The sequence below is a fragment of the Janibacter sp. LM genome, from assembly GCF_039631275.1.
Lineage (GTDB): Bacteria > Actinomycetota > Actinomycetes > Actinomycetales > Dermatophilaceae > Janibacter > Janibacter terrae.
This window is the reverse complement of sequence record NZ_JBDIVG010000003.1, coordinates 1-23,924: the sequence shown is the minus strand read 5'-3', so window position 1 is coordinate 23,924 and position 23,924 is coordinate 1. Positions and strand designations below refer to the sequence as shown.

24 protein-coding genes are annotated in these 23,924 nt (G+C 72.9%); 12 read left to right on the top strand and 12 right to left on the bottom strand.

All coding sequences use genetic code 11. The features are described from left to right. Nucleotides 1–61: 61 nt before the first annotated feature. Together ABC138_RS02115 and ABC138_RS02110 are read left to right on the top strand one after the other, a co-directional pair. Nucleotides 62–850 (top strand): class III extradiol ring-cleavage dioxygenase, encoded by a 789-nt coding sequence (locus ABC138_RS02115; RefSeq protein ID WP_068321144.1) that lies wholly within the window; start codon nt 62–64, stop codon nt 848–850. Between the two features lie 111 nt (nt 851–961). Continuing rightward, a complete protein-coding gene (locus ABC138_RS02110) occupies nt 962–1,345 on the top strand; it encodes a DUF4878 domain-containing protein (protein WP_068321141.1) in 384 nt (127 codons plus the stop codon). A gap of 95 nt (nt 1,346–1,440) precedes the next feature. Here ABC138_RS02110 and ABC138_RS02105 read toward each other — a convergent pair whose 3' ends face one another. The 3 genes from ABC138_RS02105 to ABC138_RS02095 form a co-directional block, all read right to left on the bottom strand. Beyond that, a complete protein-coding gene (locus ABC138_RS02105) occupies nt 1,441–2,952 on the bottom strand; it encodes a methyltransferase (RefSeq protein WP_068321139.1) in 1,512 nt (503 codons plus the stop codon). A gap of 39 nt (nt 2,953–2,991) precedes the next feature. Beyond that, nucleotides 2,992–5,328, bottom strand: coding sequence for a sodium-translocating pyrophosphatase (locus ABC138_RS02100; protein WP_068321137.1), 2,337 nt, complete (start codon nt 5,326–5,328; stop codon nt 2,992–2,994). 68 nt (nt 5,329–5,396) lie between these two features. Then, entirely contained in the window at nt 5,397–5,750 is a 354-nt protein-coding gene (locus tag ABC138_RS02095; RefSeq protein ID WP_068321133.1) for an STAS domain-containing protein, read from the bottom strand. Between the two features lie 18 nt (nt 5,751–5,768). On the opposite strand from ABC138_RS02095, the gene ABC138_RS02090 reads away from it, so the two are divergent. Together ABC138_RS02090 and ABC138_RS02085 are read left to right on the top strand one after the other, a co-directional pair. Then, on the top strand, nt 5,769–8,093 hold the full coding sequence (locus ABC138_RS02090; protein ID WP_068321131.1) for a DEAD/DEAH box helicase: 2,325 nt from the start codon (nt 5,769–5,771) through the stop codon (nt 8,091–8,093). Between the two features lie 21 nt (nt 8,094–8,114). Then, on the top strand, nt 8,115–8,624 hold the full coding sequence (locus ABC138_RS02085; RefSeq protein ID WP_068321128.1) for a hypothetical protein: 510 nt from the start codon (nt 8,115–8,117) through the stop codon (nt 8,622–8,624). 59 nt (nt 8,625–8,683) lie between these two features. Here the strand turns inward: ABC138_RS02085 and ABC138_RS02080 are convergent, their stop codons facing one another. The 8 genes from ABC138_RS02080 to ABC138_RS02045 form a co-directional block, all read right to left on the bottom strand. Next, on the bottom strand, nt 8,684–9,067 hold the full coding sequence (locus ABC138_RS02080) for an Rv3654c family TadE-like protein (protein ID WP_068426134.1): 384 nt from the start codon (nt 9,065–9,067) through the stop codon (nt 8,684–8,686). After that, nucleotides 9,054–9,386 carry a TadE family type IV pilus minor pilin gene (locus ABC138_RS02075; RefSeq protein WP_345912600.1) on the bottom strand — a complete coding sequence of 111 codons (333 nt, stop codon included), beginning with the start codon at nt 9,384–9,386 and terminating at the stop codon, nt 9,054–9,056. Before ABC138_RS02075 ends, ABC138_RS02080 begins: the two co-directional genes overlap by 14 nt. Nucleotides 9,387–9,405: 19 nt before the next feature. After that, nucleotides 9,406–9,597, bottom strand: coding sequence for a DUF4244 domain-containing protein (locus ABC138_RS02070; protein ID WP_068321119.1), 192 nt, complete (start codon nt 9,595–9,597; stop codon nt 9,406–9,408). Between the two features lie 215 nt (nt 9,598–9,812). Continuing rightward, a complete protein-coding gene (locus ABC138_RS02065) occupies nt 9,813–10,358 on the bottom strand; it encodes a type II secretion system F family protein (protein ID WP_068321116.1) in 546 nt (181 codons plus the stop codon). Next, a complete protein-coding gene (locus tag ABC138_RS02060; RefSeq protein ID WP_345912599.1) occupies nt 10,355–11,035 on the bottom strand; it encodes a type II secretion system F family protein in 681 nt (226 codons plus the stop codon). The genes ABC138_RS02065 and ABC138_RS02060 overlap by 4 nt, the downstream gene beginning before the upstream one ends. Further along, on the bottom strand, nt 11,032–12,069 hold the full coding sequence (locus tag ABC138_RS02055) for a TadA family conjugal transfer-associated ATPase (protein WP_068321110.1): 1,038 nt from the start codon (nt 12,067–12,069) through the stop codon (nt 11,032–11,034). Before ABC138_RS02055 ends, ABC138_RS02060 begins: the two co-directional genes overlap by 4 nt. Beyond that, nucleotides 12,066–12,782: a hypothetical protein gene (locus ABC138_RS02050; protein WP_338537552.1), complete on the bottom strand. Its 717-nt coding sequence runs from the start codon at nt 12,780–12,782 to the stop codon at nt 12,066–12,068. The genes ABC138_RS02055 and ABC138_RS02050 overlap by 4 nt, the downstream gene beginning before the upstream one ends. A gap of 281 nt (nt 12,783–13,063) precedes the next feature. Continuing rightward, entirely contained in the window at nt 13,064–13,918 is an 855-nt protein-coding gene (locus ABC138_RS02045; protein WP_068426121.1) for a Fic family protein, read from the bottom strand. Nucleotides 13,919–13,950: 32 nt separating this feature from the next. Here ABC138_RS02045 and ABC138_RS02040 point away from each other — a divergent pair, with 32 nt between their 5' ends. The 7 genes from ABC138_RS02040 (at nt 13,951) to ABC138_RS02010 (ending at nt 20,618) form a co-directional block, all read left to right on the top strand. After that, nucleotides 13,951–15,150, top strand: coding sequence for a histidine kinase (locus tag ABC138_RS02040; protein ID WP_082817278.1), 1,200 nt, complete (start codon nt 13,951–13,953; stop codon nt 15,148–15,150). A gap of 10 nt (nt 15,151–15,160) precedes the next feature. Beyond that, on the top strand, nt 15,161–15,925 hold the full coding sequence (locus ABC138_RS02035) for a LytTR family DNA-binding domain-containing protein (protein WP_345912598.1): 765 nt from the start codon (nt 15,161–15,163) through the stop codon (nt 15,923–15,925). After that, the gene (locus ABC138_RS02030) at nt 15,922–16,293 is read left to right on the top strand and encodes a hypothetical protein (protein WP_345912597.1); all 372 of its coding nucleotides are present in this window, start codon (nt 15,922–15,924) and stop codon (nt 16,291–16,293) included. Before ABC138_RS02035 ends, ABC138_RS02030 begins: the two co-directional genes overlap by 4 nt. Then, a complete protein-coding gene (locus ABC138_RS02025) occupies nt 16,290–17,807 on the top strand; it encodes a cation acetate symporter (protein ID WP_345912596.1) in 1,518 nt (505 codons plus the stop codon). Before ABC138_RS02030 ends, ABC138_RS02025 begins: the two co-directional genes overlap by 4 nt. Nucleotides 17,808–17,980: 173 nt before the next feature. Next, nucleotides 17,981–18,328, top strand: coding sequence for a DUF485 domain-containing protein (locus ABC138_RS02020; protein ID WP_068321095.1), 348 nt, complete (start codon nt 17,981–17,983; stop codon nt 18,326–18,328). Continuing rightward, a complete protein-coding gene (locus ABC138_RS02015) occupies nt 18,325–19,959 on the top strand; it encodes a cation acetate symporter (RefSeq protein ID WP_068321092.1) in 1,635 nt (544 codons plus the stop codon). The genes ABC138_RS02020 and ABC138_RS02015 overlap by 4 nt, the downstream gene beginning before the upstream one ends. 74 nt (nt 19,960–20,033) lie before the next feature. Then, on the top strand, nt 20,034–20,618 hold the full coding sequence (locus tag ABC138_RS02010) for a TetR/AcrR family transcriptional regulator C-terminal domain-containing protein (RefSeq protein ID WP_068426111.1): 585 nt from the start codon (nt 20,034–20,036) through the stop codon (nt 20,616–20,618). Here ABC138_RS02010 and ABC138_RS02005 read toward each other — a convergent pair. Further along, the gene (locus tag ABC138_RS02005; protein ID WP_245634843.1) at nt 20,615–21,496 is read right to left on the bottom strand and encodes a phenylalanine 4-monooxygenase; all 882 of its coding nucleotides are present in this window, start codon (nt 21,494–21,496) and stop codon (nt 20,615–20,617) included. The two genes, ABC138_RS02010 and ABC138_RS02005, sit on opposite strands and share 4 nt — an antisense overlap. Nucleotides 21,497–21,801: 305 nt before the next feature. On the opposite strand from ABC138_RS02005, the gene acs reads away from it, so the two are divergent. Beyond that, the gene (acs, locus tag ABC138_RS02000) at nt 21,802–23,736 is read left to right on the top strand and encodes an acetate--CoA ligase (protein ID WP_068321082.1); all 1,935 of its coding nucleotides are present in this window, start codon (nt 21,802–21,804) and stop codon (nt 23,734–23,736) included. The last annotated feature ends 188 nt before the right edge of the window (nt 23,737–23,924 follow it).

Genomic DNA, 23,924 nt, shown 5'->3' with positions numbered 1-23,924 from the left:
CGGGTCGGAACCCATTCCGCCGGGGGTGGATTTTCATTGAAGATACAAGTATTATGGGTGCATGACCGCTACCCCGCCCGTGCTGTTCCTGTCCCACGGCGCTCCCCCGCTGGCCGACGACGCCCGCTGGACCGCCGAGCTCGCCCGTTGGTCGGGCTCCTTCGAGAAGCCGAAGAACATCCTCATGGTCTCGGCGCACTGGGAGAACGCCCCCGTCACGGTCAGCCCCACGCAGCGCAAGGTGCCGCTCACCTACGACTTCTGGGGTTTCCCGCAGAAGTACTTCGAGGTCGAGTACGACGCGCCGCTCGCCCCCGACCTGGCCGCCGAGGTCTCCTCCCTCCTCGGGGCGAAGGGGGTCGACGTCCAGCGCGACGAGACCCGTGGCCTGGACCACGGCGCCTACGTGCCGCTCGTGGAGATGTTCCCCGATGCCGACGTGCCGGTGCTCCAGATGTCGATGCCGACCCTCGACCCGCACCGCCTGCTCGAGATCGGCCGGGCGCTCGCCCCCCTTCGCGACCAGGACACGCTCATCGTCGGCTCGGGCTTCACGACGCACAACCTGCGCTGGTTCAACCCGCGCGCCGGGGCCGACGCCACGCCCCCGTCCGCCTCGAGCGAGTTCGACCACTGGGCCGCCGAGACCGTGGCGGCCGGTGACGTCGACGCCCTCGAGCGGATGCTCGAGCTGGCACCCGCCTCCCACGAGGCGCACCCGCGCACCGAGCACTGGGCGCCGCTGTACATCGCGATGGGCGCGGCCGAGGCCTCCGGCGCGACCGAGCGCCGGACGGCGGTCGACGGCTTCTGGTTCGGCCTGTCCAAGCGCTCCTGGCAGTTCGACTGATCGGACCGACCGGGGCGGGCAGTCCTCCCCATCGCCCACCCCGGCCGGCGTCGTTAGGGTCGTGACCGACGAGCGCTGCACCACGGCCGCGCCACGACCGGGGAGGACCCCATGAAGAAGCTCGCCACCATCATCGCCGCCAGCGGGCTCGCGCTGGGCCTCTCGGCCTGCGGCAGCCCGGAGAAGGACGCGGAGCAGGCCGTCACGGACTTCGCTCAGGCCTTCGAGGACAAGGACTACGACAAGGTCTGCGACAGCATCGACCCCGAGATGCTCAAGACCATGGAGTCGGCCGGCACCACGTGCGTCGAGGGCATGAAGGAGGGCGGCGACGACCTGGCCGAGGAGGCCAACGCCGACGACATCGAGATCCTCTCCTCCACGGTCTCCGAGGACGAGAAGACCGCCACCGTCAAGGTCAAGAACAGCAAGGACGAGGAGAACGACGTCAAGCTGGTCAAGGTCGAGGACGAGTGGAAGATCACCATGCAGTGACCTCGACACCCCGCTAGCCACCCCCAGAGGGTCACGTCGTGCACATCAGACGCGTTCTTGGTGCATGACGTGACCCTCTGCGCGTGGGGTCAGGCTCAGGCGGGCCGGAGCAGGCCGTCGGCGGCCAGGCGCCGCACGAGCGTCGCGCCGGCCCCGAGCGCCTCACCGGTCGGCAGGTCGAGCAGCGCGGAGATCGCGGTGAGCGACTGCCGGGCGGTCAGCTCGCCGTCGCTCACGGACACCAGGGCCGCGTCGAGGGTGTCGAGGCGGATCGAGCGCGCCAGCCCCCCGCCCTGCCTCAGCACGATGACATTGGGGTCGGTGGCGCCCGGAGCCGCGTGCGTCTCGGTGGTCACGTCGTCGGCGCAGCGCCACGCGGTGTCGAGCAGGGCGTCGTCGTCGAGCCCCGCGAGCCGGTCGCGGGCCACCAGCCCGGCAGCGATGGTCGGCCCCATGGGGGTGGCGACCGGTCCGTGCGCCTCGACGAGGTCGACGAAGGGGGTCCGCTGCGTCGTGGGTCGGTGCAGCGTGATGATCCCGAAGCCGATCTGCTCCACCCGGCGCGACGCGAAGTCGTCGAGCCAGGCGCCGACCAGCGTGTCGTGCTCGCTCGTGCCCGGCAGGTGACCGCCGTCGCGGGTCCACAGCTCGGCGTACTCCGCCGGGTCCTGCACGTCGCGCTGCACGACCCACGCGTCGAGGCCGCTCTCCGCGACCCACTCCCCGACCCGGTCGCGCCAGTCCTGGCCGGCGCCGGTCTCCCAGTTGCCGAGGAGCTGGGCGACGCCTCCGGGCGCGAGGTGGGCGCCGACCCCCTTCGTCAGGGCGGCGACGACCGCGTCACCGGCGGCGCCCCCGTCGCGGTACTCGTAGAGCGGCACGTCCCCGCTCCGCGGCGTGATGACGAAGGGCGGATTGCTCACGACGAGGTCGAAGGCCTCCCCGGCCACCGGCTCGAGGAAGCTGCCCTCGCGCAGGTCCCAGTCGGCGCGGTTGAGCGCGGCGTTGAAGGCGGCGTAGCCGAGCGCACGCCGCGACAGGTCGGTGGCCACGACGTGCTCGGCGTGGGTCGACAGGTGCAGGGCCTGGACGCCGCAGCCGGTGCCGAGGTCGAGGGCCCGGGCGACGCGGGTGCGGGGGGTCCACGACGCGAGGGTCGTCGAGGCGCCACCGATGCCGAGCACGTGGTCGACGGGCAGCGGCTCGCTGCGGGCGTGCTCCGTGGGGTCGGAGGCGACCCACCACGCGTGCCCGGTGTCGTCCCCGTAGGGCCGCAGGTCGCAGGTGGCCCGGACGTGCGCGCCCTCCGGCTCGACGATCCCGAGGGCGACCGCGCCGGTGACGCCGGTGCGCGGCAGGGCGCTCGCCAGGTCGTCGGCGGCCGTGGGCAGCCCGAGCCCGAAGCACCCGATGAGCACGCCGAGCGGGTCGCTCGCGCCGGCGACCGCGCGCCGTGCGGGCAGGGTCTGCTCGCGGCCGAGGGCCGCGCTGGCGAGGGCACCGAGGCGTTCGCGCACCTCGTCCACGCCGAAGGGGGCGCCCGCCAGGTCCTCCCTCAGGGAGTCGAGCAGGGCCGGGTCGGTGCGCAGGGTCGCCGAGGTACTCACCCGACGAGCCTAGCCAGCCCGGCCCGCTCCCTTCGCCCGTCAGGCTCGGTCGAGGACCGGCTCGACGTCCGGGTCGGCCATCGCGACGTCGTCACGCTTGGAGTAGAGCAGCGCGCCGACGATGACGACGAACGCGACGAGTGCGATGCCCCAGCGGATCATCTGGTCGGTGTCGTCGCCGAGGTAGAGGGTGATGATCGCCGGGGCGATGAGGACGGCGACGAGGTTCATCACCTTGATGAGCGGGTTGATCGCCGGCCCGGCGGTGTCCTTGAAGGGGTCGCCGACGGTGTCACCGATGACCGCGGCCTCGTGGCCGGACGAGCCCTTGCCGCCGTGCTTGCCGTCCTCGACGATCTTCTTCGCGTTGTCCCACGCGCCGCCGGAGTTGGCGAGGAAGACGGCCATGAGCGCGCCGCAGGCGATGGCGCCGGCGAGGAACCCGGCGAGCGCCCCGATGCCCAGCCCGAAGCCGACGATGATCGGGGTGAGGGCGGCCAGCAGGCCGGGGGTCGCGAGCTTCGTCAGCGAGTCGCGGGTGCAGATGTCGACCACGCGGGCGTACTCGGGCTTCTCGGTGCCGGCCATGATCCCCGGGTGCTCGCGGAACTGGCGGCGCACCTCGTGGACGATCGACCCGGCGGCCACGGTGACCGCATTGATCGCCAGGCCGGAGAAGAGGAAGACGACCGCGGCGCCGACGAGCACGCCGACGAGGACGTTGGGGGCGACGATCTGGGTGTTGACCATCTGCTCGAGGTCGGACACCCGGTCCTTGGAGAGCGAGCCCGGGTCGACCGCGCGGACTGCCGAGGTCCACGCATCCGTGTAGCTGCCGAAGAGCGCCGTCGCGGCGAGCACGGCCGTCGCGATCGCGATGCCCTTGGTGATCGCCTTGGTCGTGTTGCCGACGGCGTCGAGCTCGGTGAGGATCTGTGCGGCCTCGCCGTCGACGTCACCGGACATCTCGGCGATGCCCTGGGCGTTGTCCGAGACCGGGCCGAAGGTGTCCATGGCGACGATGACGCCGACGGTCGTGAGCAGCCCGCAGCCGGCGAGCGCGATGAAGAAGAGCCCGAGCACGACCGACGAGCCGCCGAGGAGGAAGGCCAGGTAGATGCAGACCGCGATCGTCACGACCTTGTAGACGGCTGACTCGAGGCCGAGGCTGATGCCGGAGAGGATGACGGTCGCGGCGCCGGTCTCGGTGGTGCGCGCGACGTCCATCGTCGGTCGCTTGTCGGTCCCCGTGTAGTACCCGGTCATGCGCAGGATGACGGCGGCCAGCACGATGCCGAGGACGACGGCGAGCAGCGCCGCCCGGCGCGGGTCGCCCACGAGGGCGGCGACGCCCTCGTCGGGCGATCCCAGGTCGGCGTAGGCGCCGGGCAGGTAGGTGTACGCCGCGACGGCGCACAGGACCGCGGAGATCACCGCAGAGATGTAGAAGCCGCGGTTGATCGCGTCGAGCGCCGACTCCCCCGCCCGCGCGCGGGTGATGAAGATGCCGATCATGGCCGTCACGGCGCCGATGGCGGGGATGAGCAGGGGGAAGACGAGGCCGTAGGCGCCGAAGGCCGCGGAGCCGAGGATGAGCGCCGCGACGAGCATCACGGCGTAGGACTCGAAGAGGTCCGCGGCCATGCCGGCGCAGTCGCCGACGTTGTCACCGACGTTGTCGGCGATGGTGGCGGCGTTGCGCGGGTCGTCCTCGGGGATGCCGGCCTCGACCTTGCCGACGAGGTCGGCGCCGACGTCGGCGGCCTTGGTGAAGATGCCGCCGCCGACGCGCATGAACATCGCGAGCAGGGCGGCACCGAAGCCGAAGCCCTCGAGGACCTTGGGAGCGTCACCGCGGTAGGCGAGGACGACGACGGCCGCACCGATGAGGCCGAGGCCGACGGTGAACATGCCGACCGTCCCGCCGGTGCGGAAGGCGATCCGCATCCCGTCGTCGCGACCGGTCGAGCGGGCGGCCTGGGCGACGCGGACATTGGCCTTGACCGCGAGCGACATGCCCAGGTAGCCGATCGTCGCGGAGAAGACGGCGCCGAGGACGAAGAACCCGGACCGTCCCCAGCGGACCCCCGCGGTGTCGGCGGGCAGGAAGAGGAGCAGGACGAAGACGAGGACGACGAAGACGACGAGCGTCCTGAACTGCCGCCGCAGGTAGGCGTGCGCGCCCTCCTCGACCGCGCCGGCGATCTCCTGCATGCGCTCGGTGCCGGCGCCCGCGGCGAGCACCTGCCCCCGCAGGACCACCCCCAGGACGAGCGCGAGGAGGCCGATCGCGGCCACGCCGCCGACGAGGCCGAGGTTGGTGCCGTCGAGCGTGATCGATGACGCTGCGGTCAGGGACGCGTGCGAGCCAGCCATGCCATCCTCCTTGATGGGCGCGGGTCACGGCCGGACCGTCGTCGTGGCGGCACGACCGTTGGCTCACACTACTGCCGAGTTGCCTCCGCGGCGCGGACTGCGGCGTCGACATCCGGGTGGACGTCGAGGAGCTGGTCGAGGCCGGTGATGGAGAAGACCCGCAGCACCCGGGGGTGGGCGGCCGCGACGGTCATCGTCCCGCCGTGGCGGGAGAGGCGCTTGAGGCGCCCGACGACGATCCCCAGGCCGGTGGAGTCCATGAAGGTCACCGCGGACAGGTCGAGGGTCAGACGGCGGCGCCCATCGGCGATGAGCGCCTCGAGCGCGTCGCGCAGCACGGCGGCGGAGGTCACGTCGATCTCACCACTGACGTGGACGATGTGGACCTCGCCCGCTTCGCTGGTCGTGATCGTGATGGGCACCGGCCTACCGTAGATCACATGTCCAGCACCCGTCCGCAGGCCCCCGACCTGCTCCGCGCCCTGGCCGCCGGCCGCGAGGACCGGGTGCGGCACGTCGAGTCGATCCCCCGTCGCCCTGCGGAGCACGCCGACCTGCCGGACTGGGTCGCCCCACCCCTGCGGACCGCCCTCGCCGGCGCCGGCATCGACCGGCTCTGGTCACACCAGGCCGCTGCCGCCGAGGCGGCACGGGAGGGCAGGCACGTCGTCCTGGCGACCGGTACGGCCTCGGGCAAGTCGCTGGGGTACCTCCTCCCTTCGCTCACCGCGGTGCTCGAGGGTCGGGCCGCCGCCAACGGCCGCGGCGCGACCGCGCTCTACCTGTCCCCGACCAAGGCGCTGGCTGCCGACCAGCTGGCGAGGATCCAGTCGTGGGCGGTCCCCGGCATCCGCGCCGCGACGTACGACGGCGACACCCCGACCGACGAGCGGCGCTGGATCCGCGACCACGCCGACGTCATCCTCACCAACCCCGACCTCGTGCACCACTCCCTGCTGCCAGGGCACGAGCACTGGGCGCACGTGCTGCGGCGGCTGCGCTACGTCGTCATCGACGAGTGCCACGTCTACCGGGGGGTCTTCGGGTCGCACGTCGCCCTGCTCATCCGCCGGCTGCGGCGGGTGGCACGCCGGTACGGCGCCGATCCGGTGTTCGTCCTCGCCTCGGCCACCGTCGGCGACCCGGGCGGCCACGCCTCGCGGCTCATCGGGGACGACGTGCTCGCGGTGACGCGCGACGGCTCGCCCCGCGGGGCGCTGACCTTCGCGCTGTGGCAGCCGCCGGAGGACGACGAGGGCGCCCGCCGCTCCCCCACGACGGAGGCCGCCGAGCTCATGGCCGAGCTCGTGGGCCGGGACGTCCAGACGCTCGCGTTCGCGCGGTCGCGGGCGGGGGTCGAGGCCCTCGCCTCCTCCGCCGCGCGGCGGGTGAGCGCGGTGGACGAAGGGAGGATCGCGGCCTACCGGGGCGGCTACCTGCCCGAGGAGCGGCGGATCATCGAGCGTCGGCTGCGCGACCGCGACCTGCTCGGGCTCGCCGCGACCAACGCGCTCGAGCTCGGCATCGACATCGCCGGGCTCGACGTCGTCCTCATGGCCGGGTGGCCCGGTCGGCTGGCCTCGGTGTGGCAGCAGGCGGGTCGCGCCGGGCGGGACGGGCAGGACGCCCTCGCCGTGCTGCTCGCCGCCGACGACCCGCTCGACACCTGGGTGGTGGAGCACCCCGAGGCGGTCTTCGACACCCCGGTCGAGACGAGCGTGCTCGACCCGCGCAACCTCCACGTCCTCGTGCCGCACGTGGCCTGCGCCGCCGCGGAGATCCCCGTGACCCTCGACGACGAGCGCTGGTTCGGCGAGGGGCTGAGCGGCGTCCTCGACGTGCTCGTCACGCGAGGGATCCTGCGTGCCCGCCCCGGCGGCTGGTTCTGGACCCGGCCCGACCGGCCCGGCGAGCACGTGTCCCTGCGCGGCATCGGCGAGGTGGTGAGCATCGTCGAAGGGAGGTCCGGTCGCGTCGTCGGGACGGTCGACGAGAGCTCGGCGCACGCGCAGGTCCACACGGGCGCCGTGCACGTGCACCAGGGGCGCACCTTCGTCGTCACCGACCTCGATCTCGAGCAGTCGACGGCCACGGTCGTGCTGGGCGACCCGGGGTGGTCGACGCACGCCCAGTCGGTGTCCTCCTTCGACATCGTCGCCGAGGAGGTCGGGGTCGACCACGGACCGGTCCGGGTCTCCTTCGGCCGGGTGGACGTGCGCCGTCAGGTGACCGGGTTCCTCCGGCGACTGCCGAGCGGCGAGGTCATCGGCCGCCACGAGCTCGACCTGCCCGAGCGGACCCTCTCGACCCGGGCGGTGTGGTGGACGATGACGCCGGAGGCGCTGGCGCGGGCCGGTGTCGCCGAGCAGGACGTGCCGGGCGCCGCGCACGCCGCGGAGCACGCCGCGATCGGGATGCTCCCGCTCCTCGCCACGTGCGACCGGTGGGACATCGGCGGCGTCTCCACCGACCAGCACCCGCAGACGGGGCTGCCCACCGTCATGGTCTACGACGGGCACCCCGGGGGTGCGGGGTTCGCGGCACGCGCGCACGAGCGGATCGGCGAGTGGCTGACGATGACCCGCGAGACGATCGCCGCGTGCGGGTGCAGCGGCGACGGCTGCCCGGCCTGCGTCGTGTCGCCCAAGTGCGGCAACGGCAACGAGCCGCTGGACGCTCGCGGCGCCGTCGCGCTGCTCGACCTGCTCCTGGCCTCGCTCGGACATACAGTGAGCGAGGACCCGCTGCAGGAGACCGCGGGCTGACAACCTCCGGGAGCTACTGCCATGGTCATCCTCGGCCTCATCCTCGTGCTCGTCGCCCTCGCGCTCGGCGCGGCCCTGCTCCTCGGCACCCAGGCCCCGGACGTCGCCGGCCAGGACGTCGACATCAAGCTCTTCGACGCGGTGACGATCACCCTCGACCCGCTCGCGCTCGTCGTCGCGGGCATGGCGACGATGCTCCTGCTGTGGCTCGGGCTCGTGCTCATCAAGGCGGCCCTGACGCGACGGACCAGGCAGCGCCGCCAGCGCAAGGAGCAGGAGCTGGCCGCCAGGCAGCGCCTCGCCGACCAAGAGGCGGCCCACCGCGAGGAGGTGGCCCGCCGCGACCGCGAGCTCCAGGACCAGCGCGTCTCCACCGAGATCGCCCGCGAGCGCGCCGAGGTGGCCGAGCGACACGACCCGACGCTCACCGACCAGCCGACCGAGCGCATCGACACGGGTGTCGCCACCCCGGGCCGCGACGCCCTCGGACCGGACGCGACGCGCCCGATCCGTCGCGACCCGCGCCCCTGACGGGCCAGGCCGTGGTCGTGGCCGGCCACGGAGGGTCCTCGGGCAGGCGGTCCGGGGCATCACCCGTCCTCCGGTGACGGGCCGGCGCGAGCCCTCCCCTCGGCATGGTCCGGGCCGACCCCGCCGAGCCGAAGGGGGATCCTCGCCGACACCGTGACGGTCACCTCGCCCCCGCCACCGACATCGCAGCCGATGACCGCCACGTCGTGGTGTGCAGCCACACGGCGGGCTTCGGCGCACGCGCCGCCCGCGTCGGCCGACTGCTGGTACTCGACAGCCCCCGCGAGGGCGGACAGGTCCGCCGCAGAGCGGGCGACGTGCGCCGCCCGCACCGCGCTGAGGACGGCCAGGGCCGCGAGCGTGATGGTGAGCAGGACCGCGATGAGCCCGACAGCCAGGACCGTCGACGAGCCGGCCTCGGCGCGCAGCTCACGGGGCGACATCGACGGACTCGAGCCGGGCGGTCGACGCGCACGAGGTCTCCGCGGCCGCGAAGGCCAGGGCCGGTGGTGACGGAGCCGTCACGGTGACGGTGACGTCCGAGCCGCTGCGCCCGGCCTCCAGACGCGCCCCGTCGGGAGCCGTGCGCTGCGCGTCCGTGAGCGCACGGGACGGGGACTCGCCCCGGGCCAGCTCACGGACGGCCACCCTGGCGGCGTCCACGCAGCGCACCCGGTCGACGCCCCAGGACAGGGCGGACAGGCAGATGACGAGGACGAGGACGACCGCGGGGATGGTGAGGGCGAGCTCCGCCGTCACCATCCCCGCGTCCCCCGTCCCCTCAGCGGATGCCGAGCGCCTCGAGGATGACACCCGACAGGCCCGTCTTGATCGTCCCGGACTTCACGACCGCGAGCAGCACGATCGCGAAGGTGCACGCGGCGAGCGTGCCGACCGCGTACTCCGCCGTGGTCATCCCGGCCTCGCAGGCCAGTCGCCCACGGTGGACCCAGCTGACGATGGACTTCTTCATGGGTCGTTCCTCCCTCTCGGCAGCACCTGGTGTGCTGCGCTGACTTCCACCCTTCGCCCCTGGGCCCGCACGCGGGAGGGTCGCGCGGGACCTGTGGACCGTCACGACACGCAGGACCGGGTTGGGGAAAGCGCCGATCTCGGCTGGCCGGGTCGAGGTCGCAGCGACCGCCCACCCGGTGGGGATCACCTCGACCCGTGGGGCGCGCCGACGGGTCAGCCGAGCTGGGTCCCCACGAGCACGGCGACCAGCGGGATGACCGCGGTCGCGATGAAGGCCGGCAGGAAGCACAGCCCGAGCGGGAGGACGAGCATCACGGCGGCCTTGCCCCCGGACTCCTCGAGCCGTCTGGCCTCGGTGTCCCGCAGGGTCTCGGCCGCGTCGAGCAGCACCGCGGCAGAGGGGGCACCCACCGCGTCGGCGACGACGAAGGCCGTCGCCGTCGGACCCCACAGCTCTCGCGCGTAGGTCCAGGACTCCGCCATCGAGCGGCCCCACCCGAGTGCGGCGGCCACCCGGTGCAGGTCCTCGCCCGCGCCCTGCGCGGACACCTCGGCGACCTCCTCCAAGGCCTGGACCAGGCCCCGCCCGGACTGCAGCGCGAGCGCCAGGAGGACGCTCGAGTCGGCGACCTCGTCGACCGTGAGCGAGGCCGTCGACCTGGGTGGCTCCGGCTCCCGCCGCAGCCACCCCACGCCGGCGGCCCGGCCCGGCCACACCGCCACCGCGACCACCACGAGCAGCACCACGAGGATGCTCACGTGTGGACCCTCGGCTGCACGGCCCGTGCGAGCACCCACCGGCAGACGAGCCACCCGACGGCGGTGAGCACGAGCCCCAGGACGGCCGCGCCCATCGTCACCGCGCTGTGGCCGTACACCTCCCAGGGCGTGAGGCCGAAGGCGAACCCCGCGAGCATCCCCACGAGTGGCAGCAGCGTCAGCATGTGCATCGTCGCCCGCGCACCCGCGGTCGCCGCCTCGAGGCGGCGCCGCGCCTGCACCCGGGCCCGCAGCACCTGCGCGCTGGTCGCCATGGACGGGGCGAGGGCGACGCCGAGGTCCTCGCTCAGCGACCAGGCGCCCGCGAGCGGACCCAGCTCGGGACGCCCGGCCGCGTGCCTCCGCCACACCCCGCCCGCGCCACCCCCGGTCGTGAGCTCGGCCCCCACCTCCTCGAGCACCGACCGCCACGGCCGTGGGGCCTCGCCCGTCACCACCCGCACGGCAGCCACGGGAGTCGCTCCCGAGCGCAAGGCCATCGCCAGCAGGTCGGCGACGACGGCGAGGGACTCGAGGTCGCGCAGGCGTCCACCTGCGGTCCCAAGGGTCCACCACCCACGACTGGGCGCGGCGGGCGCCGTGAGGGACACGCCCGTCGTCGGTCCCGGCCAGAGCAGCACGGCCGCGAGCACGAGGCCGACCACGGCGAGTGTCATGTCCGCACCCCGGGCAGCGGGCCGATCGAGTCGACGACGCGACGCCCACCGACCCGCCGCAGGTGCACGACCACCTCGATCGCGCTGACCAGCTGGGCGCGCACCGCCTCACGGCTCATGCCGGCGAGCGCACCCAGCGCCTCGAAGCGACTGGGCACGTCCTCGGCGCGGTTGGCGTGGAGGGTGCCGCAGCCCCCTTCGTGCCCCGTGTTGAGCGCGAGCAAGAGGTCACGCACCTCCGCGCCCCGCACCTCTCCGACGACGAGCCGGTCGGGCCGCATCCGCAGCGCCTGCCGCACAAGATCGACCATCGTCACCTCACCGGCGCCCTCGGTGTTGGCCGCCCGCGCCTGCAACCGCACCACGTGAGGGTGCCCGACCTGGATCTCCCCCACGTCCTCGACGACGAGCAGCCGCTCTGCGGACGGCACCTCGGCGAGCATCGCCGCGAGGAGCGTCGTCTTGCCGGTCCCCGTCCCCCCGGTGACCACGTGGGCGCGCTTGTCGGCGACGACCTCGCGCAGCTGCTCCGCCTGGGCGGGGGTGGCCATACCGAGCCGGACGAGCGCGTCGAGCCCACCGCCCCGGTGCCGCGGGATGCGCAGGCTCACGTGTGCCCCGTCGGCCACCAACGGCGGGAGCACGGCGTGCAGGCGGATCCCGCGCGGCAGCAGGCCGTCCACCCAGGGCTGGGCGTCGTCGAGACGCCGCCCCGCGATCGCCGACAGCCGCGTGGCCAGGCGCCGGACCGCGTCCGCGTCCCCGACGACCACGTCGGCCCGGGTCACGCCCTCGCCCCGGTCGACCCACACCGAGCCGTCCCCGTTGACGAGCACGTCGGTCACGAGCGCGTCGGCGACGAGCGGCTCGAGCGCACCGAGACCCATGAGGTCCGCGCGCAGCTCCCCCGACCTCCGCGCCGTCCCGGCCGCACCCAGGCGCACCGCCTCGGAGCGGGCCACCTCGTCGATGACCCCGATGTCCGGGGCCCTGCCAGCGCGCACCTGCTCGTCGATCGCGCTCGACCACCTCATGACGCCAGCCCCAGGACACGCTCGGCGAGCGCCGGGCCGTGGCCGGGCAGCTCCGCGGCGAGTGCCCGCGCCACCTCGCCGACGGCTCCTCTGGGCCGGGGCGCGCGTCCGTGGGCCTCGTCGCGGACGACGCCCGGGTCGTCGGCGAGGTGATCGAGCAGCGGTAGCCCCAGGTGCTCGGCCGCCCGCTCCGAGACCCGTTCCGCCCGCCGCGGCCCGCGGGTGACGAGCAACGTCGACCCGCGCAGGTCCCCGAGCGCGCCCGCGACCACCTCCCCGTCGCGCAGCCACCGGGGCCGCAGGCCGACCACGAGCACGACGAGCGCGGCCAGCTCCGCCCACACCGCCGGCACCCGGCCCATCGCGGGCAGGTCGACGACCACCGGCCCCTCGGCCGCCAGCCCCAGCATCACCTCGCGCACCGCCCCGGGGGAAGGGCGCCGCCCGCGGGCGGCGAGGACAGGCACCGGCCCGAGCGGCAGGGCCCGGCGCAGGCGGGCGGCGTCGACCTCCCCTTCGTGCTCGGCGAGATCACCCCAGCGCAGCCCGTCGAGGTGCTCCGCGGCGACCGTGGCATCGAGCCCACCGGAGGCGAAGGCGCCGTCGACGAGCACCGGTGAGCCGTCGCGGGCGAGCACGGTGGCCGTGACGGCAGCGAGCGTGGAGGCGCCGAGCCCTCCGGAGGCGCCGGTGACGATGACGACGGGATGCATGTCCTCGACCCTGCCCCCGACCCGACGGCGCCCGGAACGGGGCCGGCGGCCCTGTGGATGCCCCCTTCACGCCACCGTGGTCTGTGGACGAGCGTGGTCCGTGGAGCACACTCCCAGGAAAGGGGACGGCCCCGGCGGGGGAGCGCCGGGGCCGTCAACGCGCGGACTCCGGGGGGAGGGAGCCGGGCGTTGGCCGCTCGACCCGAAGGGAGCAGCTGAGGACAACAATAACCCTCCACGCCGGGAACGCAATTCCCGACGCGCGCGAGGTGCCGAGGGTCTCAGCCGAGGCGCCCCGCACGCACCGAGTCGGCCACCCGCCAGCCCTCCTCGGCGCCCGCGACGAGCGAGTCACCGCAGTGCCTCAGCCACAACGTGACCCCCGGCACGCCACCGTGCACGTAGCCCCCGAGCGAGCCGAGGTACGCCGGACCGCCCTCGTGGCCGTGCCCCGCCTCGGGCACCGCGACGCCCGTGGGGTCGAGCCCGGTCGCGGCGATCATCGCCCGCTCCACGGCCCGCGCGACGAGCCCGTTGCCGACGACGAAGGGCCGCACGGTCGCGATCTCCGCGTGCACGATCGAGGCGACGACGAGCGCCGGCGCCTCGCTCGCCGACTGCATGAGCTCGATGATCCCGGACAGCCGGCGCCGCAGCTCCTCGCCCGTCGGCGCCGGGCCGAGGTCGGCGAACTCCTCGCACCCCTCCCCCTCGACGCGGGGCCGGCCGAGCTGGCCGTGGTCCGTGACCAGCTGCGCCGCCGCCGCGGTGTGCAGGCGCGCCAGCGCCTGCCCGGGCGAGCGGGTGACGAGGTCGCGCAGGTGCTCGCTCTCCGCGGTGGCCGCGATGGCGCCGTGGATGACCCGCTCTGCCGGGTCCGGGTCGGGGCTGCGCTCCCGCGCCCCCCGCATGAGGTCGCGCACGATCGTCGCGGTCGAGCGGGCCCCGTCGAGCTCGGCGCTCGCCCAGGCACCGCGGACGCGGGACTCCGCGGACGCCTCCGGGATCCGCCGGCGCAGTGCCTCGTGCCAGCGCAGGTTGGTGCACGCCTCGCGGGCCCGGTCCGAGGCCTCGGCGACCTCCGGGATCGCGGCGAGCTGGGTCAGGGCGGCGACGAGCGGGCTTGAGTCTGGCACCCGCACAGCGTAGGCGGCACTAGGGTTCGCCCATGGACGCCGGCCTGCACCTGCCGACCGTGGCCGTGGTCACGGGAGGCTTCCTCGCGCTGGGCCTCGTCATCGCCCTCGTGCGCTGGCGACGGGCCCGACCCGGCTTCATCTCGGTCACCGACCTCGCGACCTACGAGACCCTCCACACCGCCTCCATGGCCGGTCGGCACCTCGCCGACGGATTCACCGACGACGGCTGCGAGCGCGCCGCCCCGTACCTGCGGGCCATGCTCGCGACCCCCGGGCTGGCGGTCTGCGACACCTCCGGCGTCATCGTCTGGGAGGGCGAAGGGAGACACCACCTGCCGGCCGTGATGGACCAGGCCGCCCCGGTCCTCGCCTCGGGGCAGGTCGTCGTCCTCGGGCCGGACACGGTCACGTGCACCTCGACCGAGTGCCCGGTGCGGGCAGCCGTCATCGCCCCCGTCATCGTCGACGACCGGGTCGTCGGCGCGATCGCGGGTTACGGCCCGCAGGTCTCGGCCGGCCTGGCGCGAGCGGCCGAGGAGGTCGCGTCGTGGGTGGCGACCCAGGTCGAGCTGGCCGACCTGTCCTTCGAGCGCACCCGTGCCATGGAGGCGGAGCTGCGGGCGCTTCGGGCGCAGATCTCCCCGCACTTCATCTACAACTCGCTCGCCGCGATCGCCTCCTTCGTGCGCACCGACCCGTCCCGTGCGCGCGAGCTGCTCCTGGAGTTCGCCGACTTCACCCGCTACGCGCTGCGTCGCGACGGTGCGTTCACGACGGTGAGCGAGGAGCTGCGCAATGTCGAGCGCTACCTCGTCCTCGAGCAGGCCCGCTTCGGCGACCGGCTGTCCATCACCCTGAAGATCGCGCCCGAGGTGCTGCCCGTCCGCGTGCCCTACCTCGCGATCCAGCCGCTGGTCGAGAACGCGGTCCGGCACGGCCTGGCGCCCAAGGAGGGACCCGGGCACGTCGTGCTCAGCGCGACCGACCACGGCAGCGTCGCGGAGTTCTCCGTCGACGACGACGGGGTCGGCGCCCACCCCGAGACGATCCGCAAGATCCTCGACGGCCAGTCCCGATCCGACTCGGTGGGGCTGGGCAATGTCGACGCGCGGCTGCGCCAGGTCTACGGCGAGGAGTTCGGCCTCGTCGTCGACACGGCTCCCGGCGCGGGGATGAAGGTCTCGTTCCGGGTGCCCAAGTACTCCCCTGCCCTCGAGCAACCCGCCTAGGGTGGGGGCCATGCCGCGACCGTCTCGTCCCGCCGCGCTGACCGTCCTCGTCGTCGACGACGAGGCGCCGGCGCGCAACGAGGTCGCCTGGCTCCTCGACCAGGACGAGCGCATCAGCCGCGTGCTCACCGCGGCGAGCGGCACGGCCGCCCTCGCGGCGCTCGAGCGGGAGGCCGTCGACGTCGTCTTCAGCGACATCTCGATGCCGGGGCTGGACGGCATGCAGCTGGCCCGCGTCATCCGGCGCTTCGCCGAGCGGCCCCAGGTCGTCTTCGTGACCGCGCACGACAACCACGCCGTCGACGCCTTCGACCTGGACGCCGTCGACTACCTCATGAAGCCGGTGCGGCCCGAGCGCATCGGCGAGGCGGTGCGCCGGTGCCTCGCCGCCGCCGAGCGTGAGGCCCAGCCCGCCTCGGCCCCCGAGGACGAGGAGACGATCCCCGTCGAGCTCGGTGGGATCACCCGGTTCGTCCCCCGCAGCGAGATCCGCTGGGTGCAGGCCCAGGGCGACTACGTCCGGCTGCACACCCCGAGCGGCTCGCACCTCGTGCGCATCCCCCTCGCCACCCTCGAGGAGGAGTGGGCCGACGTCGGGTTCGTGCGCATCCACCGCTCGACGCTCGTCTCGACCCGCCACATCAGCGAGATCCACAACGACGCGGGTCGGTGCTCGGTCGTCGTCGACGGCACGGAGCTGCAGGTGAGCCGGCGGCACACCCGGCACCTGCGCGGCACCCTCCTGCGGCCCCGCCCGGGCCAGGACGAGGGGTGAGCACCCCGCCCCACCGGGTCCGCGTCACCCGCACCCGCCACCGGACCCGGCAGGTCCGACCGCCCACCGTCCGTCAGGAGATCGCCGACCAGTCCCGGCTCGGCACGACGTACGTGCGCTCCCTCGTGCGTGCCCAGCTCCAGCTCTCCCTCAGCGTGCTCGCCGTCGGCCTGGTCACCCTCGGCGCACTGCCTCTCCTCTTCGCCCTCGCCCCGCCGCTGCGCCGGCTGGAGCTGCTCGGTGTCCCGCTGCCGTGGCTCGTCCTCGGCCTGCTCGTCTACCCCGGCGTCGTCCTCATCGCCCGCTGGTACACCCGGGCCAGCGAGCGCATCGAGGCCGACTTCAGCGACCTCGTGGGCCGCAGGTGACCCAGCCGCTCAGCGTCGCGGCGATCGCCCTCGTCTGCCTGACGACGCTCACGCTCGGTGCGCTCGGTCTGCGCCTGGCCAAGGGCACGAGCGACTTCTACGTCGCGGGCCGCGCCGTCACCCCGTGGCGCAACGCGAGCGCGATCAGCGGCGAGTACCTGTCCGCCGCGAGCTATCTCGGCGTCGCCGGGCTGGTCTTCGACCAGGGCATCGACATGCTGTGGATGCCCATCGGCTACACCGTCGGCTACCTCGTCCTGCTGCTGCTCATCGCCGCGCCCCTGCGTCGCTCGGGCGCCTACACCCTCCCCGACTTCGCGGAGTCGCGTCTGGAGTCCACCGCCCTGCGCCGCGGCTGCGCCCTGCTCGTCGTCGGCATCGGCTGGCTCTACCTGCTGCCGCAGATGCAGGGAGCCGGGCTCGCGCTGCGGCACGTGAGCGGCCTGCCGACCTGGGTCGGCGCCACCGTCCTCACGGTCATCGTCGTGCTCAACGTCGCGGCCGGTGGCATGCGCTCGGTGACCCTCGTGCAGTCGGTGCAGTACTGGATCAAGCTCACGGCCATCGCGGTGCCCGCCTTCGTCCTCCTCCTCGTCTGGCAGCGCACCGGAGCCCCCACCCCGCAGGCGGAGGCCTCGTGGTGGGAGCCGCTCACCTCCGACGACCCCACGAGCCGGACGCTCTTCACGACGTACAGCACGCTCGCGGCGCTGTGCCTGGGCACGATGGGCCTGCCGCACATCGCCGTGCGCTTCTACACCAACCCCGACGGCGTCGCGGCCCGGCGCACGACAGTCTCGGTGCTCGTGCTGCTCAGCCTCTTCTACGTCTTCCCCCCGATCTACGGCTACCTCGGTCGCGCCTACCTCGACCGGGCCGACATCAGCGACGACCCGAGCCGCACGGTCGTCCTCGCGCTCCCCGGCGCGATGCTCCCCGGCCTGGACGGCCAGCTGCTCACCGCCCTCGTCGCGGGCGGCGCCTTCGCCGCCTTCCTCGCCACCGCCTCGGGCGTGGCGATGTCGGTCGCCGGGGCGATCGACCAGGACGTCCTGCGCCCGCTCTCCGCCCGGCTGACGCACGGGGACGCCGGCCCGGCCGCCTCCTTCCGTCTCGCGGCAGGGGTCGGGGTGCTCGCCCCCTTCGTCGTGGCCTGCACGGCCGGCCCGGTCGGCATCTCGACGGCGGTCAGCCACGCCTTCGCGATCGCGGCGGCGACCTTCGCGCCCCTGCTGATCCTCGGCGTCTGGTGGCCTCGGCTCACGGCGAAGGGGGCCGCCGCGGGCGTGAGCGTGGGAGGCCTCACCACGTCGGTCGCCGCCATCGTCTCCGTCACCGACCTCGCCCCCGAGGGGTGGCTCGGCGCCCTCACCTCCGCGCCGACCGCGTGGGCGACTCCGCTCGCCTTCGTCGTGACGATCGTGGTCTCCCTGGCGACGCCGCGCCCGCGGAGGTGGGCGCGGACGATGACCCGGCTGCACACGCCCGAGGACGTCCTCGTGGAGACCGGTTGACCGTTCGTCGCGTCCACGGGGCCGCTCGGCGCACGCTCGTGGTCCGCACGGCGACGGGTGCTCCCGCCGACCGCGAGCCCGCGCACGGTGGCCCCGGGGACGGACCGGGGCGGTCCACTCTGGTCCCGACCCGGCCACCGCTGTCCGGGTCTCCCCCTAACCGGAGGTGAGCCATGAGCAGCGACGCTCAATCGCTCGGCGAGCGCTACATCGCCGTCCAGGAGTCGAAGGAGTTCGGCGACCTGCGCCGCACCTTCCGCGGCTTCGTCTTCCCCGTCACCGCGTTCTTCCTCGCGTGGTACTTCCTCTACGTGCTGCTGTCGATGTTCGCCCCCGGCTTCATGTCGACCAAGGTCTTCGGCAACATCAACATCGGCGTGATCCTCGGCCTCGGCCAGTTCGTCACGACCTTCGCGATCACCATCGCCTACGTCCGCTGGGCCAGCCGGGTCCTCGACCCGCAGGCCGAGGCCGTCGCCGCCCAGGTCGGCGCCCACGGGACCCCGGAGGTGGACGGATGATCCCCGCACTCGTCGCGGCCGAGCAGACCGGCTCCCCCGCGCTCAACATCTCGATCTTCGTCGTCTTCGTCGTCGTGACCCTCGCGATCGTCATCAAGGTGGCCTCGGGCCACAAGACGGCCAGCCAGATGTACACCGGTGGGGCCTCCTTCTCCGGTCGGCAGAACGGCCTGGCCATCGCCGGCGACTACCTGTCCGCCGCGAGCTTCCTCGGCATCGCCGGCGCCATCGCCCTCCAGGGCTACGACGGCTTCCTCTACTCCATCGGCTTCCTCGTGGCGTGGCTCGTCGCCCTCCTGCTCGTGGCCGAGCTCTTCCGCAACACCGGCCGGTTCACCCTCGCGGACGTGCTGTCCTACCGGCTCCAGCAGCGCCCCATGCGCATCGCGACGGCCAGCTCGGTCCTCGCCGTCTCCTTCTTCTACCTGCTCGCGCAGATGGCCGGCGCCGGCGGCCTCGTCTCGCTGCTGCTCGGCGTCGACGGGTCGGCGGCGCAGAACGTCGTCATCGCGGTCGTGGGCATCGTCATGGTCGCCTACGTGATGATCGGTGGGATGAAGGGCACGACCTGGGTGCAGATGATCAAGGCGGTGCTCCTGATCTTCGCGGTCGCCGTGATGACCGTCTGGGTCCTCAGCAAGTTCGGCATGAACCTCTCGAGTGTCATGCAGGCCGCCGTCGACAAGAACCCCGCGGCGGGCGAGAAGCTCCTCGAGCCGGGCCTGAAGTACGGCAAGAACCTCACCACGAAGATCGACTTCATCTCGCTCTCGCTCGCCCTGGTCCTCGGCACCGCCGGCCTGCCGCACGTGCTGCAGCGCTTCTACACGGTTCCGACGAGCAAGCAGGCGCGCAAGTCGGTCGAGTGGGCCATCTGGCTCATCGGTGGCTTCTACCTGCTGACCCTGGTCATCGGCTACGGCGCCGGCGCCCTCGTCGGCCCGGAGGTCATCGCCAACGCTCCCGGCAAGGCCAACGCCGCCGCCCCGCTTCTCGCCTACGAGCTCGGCGGGTCGGTCCTCCTCGGCATCGTCTCCGGCATCGCCTTCGCGACGATCCTCGCCGTGGTCGCCGGCCTGACCATCACCGCCAGCGCGAGCGTCGCCCACGACCTGTACAACCAGGTCTTCAAGAAGGGCCAGGCCTCGCAGGACGCCGAGGTCAAGGTCTCGAGGTACGCGGCGGTCGGCACCGGCGTCGTGGCGATCCTCGGCGGCATGCTCGCCAAGGACCAGAACATCGCCTTCCTCGTGGCCCTGGCCTTCGCGGTCGCGGCGAGCGCCAACCTGCCGACCATCCTCTACAGCCTCTTCTGGAAGCGCTTCAACACCCGGGGTGCGCTGTGGTCGATGTACGGCGGTCTGTCCTCCGCGCTCCTGCTGATCGTCTTCTCGCCCGTGGTGTCCGGCAAGCCGATCGACCCGCTGACCGGCAAGTCGCCCTCGATGCTGCAGGACGTGGACTTCAGCTGGTTCCCGCTGGACAACCCCGGCCTCGTCTCGATCCCGCTCGGGTTCTTCCTCGGTTGGCTCGGCACCGTGACGAGCAAGGAGTTCAACCGGGCCAAGTTCGCGGAGATGGAGGTCCGCAGCCTCACCGGACACGGCGTGGCCGAGGTGGTCGAGCACTGACCGTCCGGTCAGCGCGAGACGAAGGGGGGGAGAGCTGCGGCTCTCCCCCCCTTCGTCGTCATAGGGTCGGGACCGTGCCATCCCCTCGTTCCCCCCGCCGGCCGCTCACCCACGCGCTGGTCGTCGAGACCGCCCTGTCGATCCTCGCGCGGGTCGGCCTGCCCGACCTGACGATGCGGGCCATCGGCACCGAGCTCGGGGTGCAGCAGAGCGCGATCTACCACCACGTGCCCAACAAGCAGGCGCTCCTCGGGGCGGTCGCCGACGAGATCCTGCGCCGCGGGCCGCAGCACCCGTCGGCACCGGGCGCCGACTGGCGCGAACGCGTCCACCGCCGCTGCACGGACCTGCACGCTGCCGTCACCGCCTACCCGGACGGCGCCGACCTCGTCATGAGCATGTGGGCCTTCGGCATGGGCGGGCAGGCACCCGCCGCGGAGGTGGGCGAGCTGCTCGCCGATGCCGGGCTGGAGGAGGACCTCGCATCGACGGCGGCCAGCACGCTGCTGCACTTCGTCTACGGGCACGCGTACGTCGCCCAGTCGCACGACCAGGCCACCCGCTCGGGCATCGCCCCGCCGCCGCGCTCCCCCGCGGAGTTCGGGACGGGGCTGGGCATCGTGCTCACCGGCATCGCGGCCCTCGTCGAGGCTCCCTAGCCGGGGACGAGCCCCCGCCGGCCCGCCTCGGCACGCAGCGCCGCCGCCGCGTCGTCGTCGACCGTCGTGAAGAACTCGCCGACGACGTCCTCGAGGTGCGTCAGCGACTCGGCGGCGAAGAGCACCGGCTGGTAGGCCGTGATGTCGTAGTTGAGGGTGCCCATGTCGGCGAGGTCGAGCTCGCGGATCTCCATGTGGCCGAACTCCTGGATCTCGCCGTAGCTCGAGAGGATCCCGGCCCCGTACGCCTTGGCCTCGCCGTGCTCGCGCATCACGCCGAACTCGATGGAGAACCAGAAGACGTCCGCGACGAGCTTCATCGCCTCCTGCGTCTCGAGGCGCAGGGAGGCGCGCCCGGCAGCCTGCGTGATGGCGGCGAACCGCGGGCTGGCGAGCTGGTTGGCGTGCCCGATCACCTCGTGGATGATGTCCGGCTCGGGCGTGTACAACGGCTGGGAGTCATGGCGCAGGTACTGCGTGGAGTTGAAGGTGCGGCTGCCCAGGTCCGCGTAGAAGTCACGCAGCGGCACCAGCCCCGGCGCGCAGACGTAGGTCCACCCGGTGAGCGGGACCAGGCGCTCGCCGACCTCCGCGAGCTGGGGCACGTGGTCGGTCGGCAGCGCCAGCCGCTCCTTGGCCGCGAGGTACTCGCTGTGCGCGTACCGCTCGTGGAGCGGGGCGAGCTCGGCGCTCACCGTGCGCCAGACCTCGTGCTCCCGCTCGGAGTAGGTGATGGTCGGGACGGGCTGCGAGCCGCGCTCCCACGCGAGGGCGGCGCCGGCGATCTCGCCCCGTCGCCGCAGGTACTCCGGGTCCTCACGGCCCGGGTGCGTGTCCGCCAGGTGCACCTCGACGCTGCCGTCTGCGTGTTCGGTCACGGGCGAGTACAACTGTCCTTCGGTGAACACGTCAACCACCTCCTTGTGATCACCCAACCGTCCCAGATCGCGGCGGAGGGGGCCACGCTCGCACCGATCACTGGTCACTGTGCTCAGGGTGGCGCGGCGCGGTCGGTCCGGAGGCTGTGCAGGGTGACCACACTCCCCTCGACCGCTCGTCGCCTGCTCCCCCGCGCCCGGCGACGGTCCGTGGGACCACGTTGTGCTCACCGCCCCCGCGGGCCAAGGTGGAGAGGTACACCACGTCCGCGCACCGTCGCGCGGGCTCTCGATGAGGAGGACATGTGTCGGACTACGCCCCGAGCACCGAGTTCGCCGCACAGGCGAACGGCAAGGCAGCGCTCTACGACGAGGCAGCGGCGGACCACGAGGGATTCTGGGCGGCACGAGCCCGGGAGTACGTCACGTGGTCCAAGGACTTCGACACCACGCTCGACTGGAGCGAGGCCCCCTTCGCCAAGTGGTACCTCGGCGGCGAGCTGAACGTCGCCTACAACTGCGTCGACCGGCACGTCGAGGCCGGCAACGGTGACCGCGTCGCCCTCCACGTCGTCGCCGCGGACGGCAACGACCGCACGATCACGTACGCGGACCTCCAGCGCGAGGTCTGCAAGGCGGCCAATGCCCTCGAGTCGCTCGGAGTGACGAAGGGGGATCGCGTCGCCGTCTACATGCCGATGATCCCGGAGGCGGTCATCACGATGCTCGCCTGCGCGCGCATCGGCGCGCCCCACTCGGTCGTCTTCGGCGGCTTCTCCTCCGACGCGCTCAGGACGCGCATCGAGGACGGCGAGGCCAAGGTCGTCGTGACCACGGACGGGCAGTTCCGCAAGGGCAAGTCGATGCCGCTCAAGGCCGCCGTCGACCACGCCGTCCAGGGTACGACCGCGGAGAAGGTGCTCGTCGTCAAGCGCACCGGCATGGACGTCGACTGGGACGACTCGCGCGACGTCTGGTGGCACGACGTGGTCGACAGCGCCTCCGACCAGCACGAGCCGCAGCCGCACGACAGCGAGCACCCGCTCTTCATCCTCTACACCTCCGGGACGACGGGGAAGCCGAAGGGGATCCTGCACACCTCCGGCGGCTACCTCGTGCAGAACGCCTACACCAACTCCGTCGTCCACGACCTTCATCCCGAGACCGACGTTTACTGGTGCACCGCCGACATCGGCTGGGTGACCGGTCACAGCTACATCGTCTACGGGCCGCTCGCCAACGGCGCGACCCAGGTGATCTTCGAGGGGACCCCCGACAGCCCGCACCAGGGCGTGTTCTGGGAGATCGTCGAGAAGTACAAGGTGAGCATCCTCTACACCGCCCCCACCGCCATCCGCACCTTCATGAAGTGGGGCGAGGAGATCCCCAAGAAGTACGACCTCTCCTCCATCCGGGTGCTCGGCTCCGTCGGTGAGCCGATCAACCCCGAGGCGTGGCGCTGGTACCGCGATGTCATCGGTGCGGGCACCGCCCCCATCGTGGACACGTGGTGGCAGACCGAGACCGGCGCGATCATGAACTCCCCCCTCCCCGGGGTGACGACGCTCGAGCCGGGCAGCTCGCAGAGGCCCATCCCGGGCATCAGCGCGGAGATCCTCGACGACGAGGGCCAGCCGCTCACCGAGCCCGAGCAGGTCGGATACCTCGTGCTCACCAAGCCGTGGCCCGCCATGCTGCGCGGCATCTGGGGGGACCCAGAGCGCTACAAGGACACCTACTGGAGCCGCTTCGGCCCCGAGTACTACTTCGCCGGTGACGGGGCGAAGTACGACGCCGACGGCAACATCTGGATCCTCGGCCGGGTCGACGACGTCATGAACGTCTCCGGTCACCGGCTGTCCACGGCGGAGATCGAGTCCGCGCTCGTCTCGCACCCCAGGGTGGCCGAGGCCGCCGTGGTCGGCGCGAGCGACGAGACGACCGGCCAGGCGGTGGTCGCCTTCGTCATCCTCCGGCAGGAAGGTGCCGACTCCGGGACCCAGGGCGAGGAGCTCGTCCAGGAGCTGCGTGGCCACGTGGCCAAGGAGATCGGTCCGATCGCCAAGCCGCGCTCGATCATGATCGTCGAGGAGCTGCCCAAGACCCGTTCCGGCAAGATCATGCGGCGGCTGCTGAAGGACGTGGCGGAGAACCGAGAGGTCGGTGACGTCACCACGCTCGCGGACTCGTCCGTCATGAACCTCATCAAGGACGGCATGAACAAGCCCTCAGACGGCTGACGCAGGTCCGAGCACGACGAAGGGGGCCCCGCCGGCATCGTGCCGGCGGGGCCCCTCTTTCGCCTGTGTCGTCCTGCAGCGACGGGTGTGCACCCGCCCCAGGACGCACCAAAGCCCTCGACGACTCGTCGAGGGCTTTGGCACAATGTTTGTCCGGCTGCGTCCTACTCTCCCACACCGTCACCAGT

Coding starts and splice junctions, on each gene's coding strand:
- ABC138_RS02020 (WP_068321095.1), top strand. CDS start 17,981: ATGAGCAGCGACGCTCAATCGCTCGGCGAGCGCTACATCGCCGTCCAG.
- ABC138_RS02055 (WP_068321110.1), bottom strand. CDS start 12,069: ATGAGGTGGTCGAGCGCGATCGACGAGCAGGTGCGCGCTGGCAGGGCC.
- ABC138_RS02040 (WP_082817278.1), top strand. CDS start 13,951: ATGGACGCCGGCCTGCACCTGCCGACCGTGGCCGTGGTCACGGGAGGC.
- ABC138_RS02015 (WP_068321092.1), top strand. CDS start 18,325: ATGATCCCCGCACTCGTCGCGGCCGAGCAGACCGGCTCCCCCGCGCTC.
- ABC138_RS02110 (WP_068321141.1), top strand. CDS start 962: ATGAAGAAGCTCGCCACCATCATCGCCGCCAGCGGGCTCGCGCTGGGC.
- ABC138_RS02035 (WP_345912598.1), top strand. CDS start 15,161: ATGCCGCGACCGTCTCGTCCCGCCGCGCTGACCGTCCTCGTCGTCGAC.
- ABC138_RS02070 (WP_068321119.1), bottom strand. CDS start 9,597: ATGAAGAAGTCCATCGTCAGCTGGGTCCACCGTGGGCGACTGGCCTGC.
- ABC138_RS02090 (WP_068321131.1), top strand. CDS start 5,769: ATGTCCAGCACCCGTCCGCAGGCCCCCGACCTGCTCCGCGCCCTGGCC.
- ABC138_RS02060 (WP_345912599.1), bottom strand. CDS start 11,035: ATGACACTCGCCGTGGTCGGCCTCGTGCTCGCGGCCGTGCTGCTCTGG.
- ABC138_RS02100 (WP_068321137.1), bottom strand. CDS start 5,328: ATGGCTGGCTCGCACGCGTCCCTGACCGCAGCGTCATCGATCACGCTC.
- ABC138_RS02050 (WP_338537552.1), bottom strand. CDS start 12,782: ATGCATCCCGTCGTCATCGTCACCGGCGCCTCCGGAGGGCTCGGCGCC.
- ABC138_RS02085 (WP_068321128.1), top strand. CDS start 8,115: ATGGTCATCCTCGGCCTCATCCTCGTGCTCGTCGCCCTCGCGCTCGGC.
- ABC138_RS02080 (WP_068426134.1), bottom strand. CDS start 9,067: ATGTCGCCCCGTGAGCTGCGCGCCGAGGCCGGCTCGTCGACGGTCCTG.
- ABC138_RS02115 (WP_068321144.1), top strand. CDS start 62: ATGACCGCTACCCCGCCCGTGCTGTTCCTGTCCCACGGCGCTCCCCCG.
- ABC138_RS02075 (WP_345912600.1), bottom strand. CDS start 9,386: ATGGTGACGGCGGAGCTCGCCCTCACCATCCCCGCGGTCGTCCTCGTC.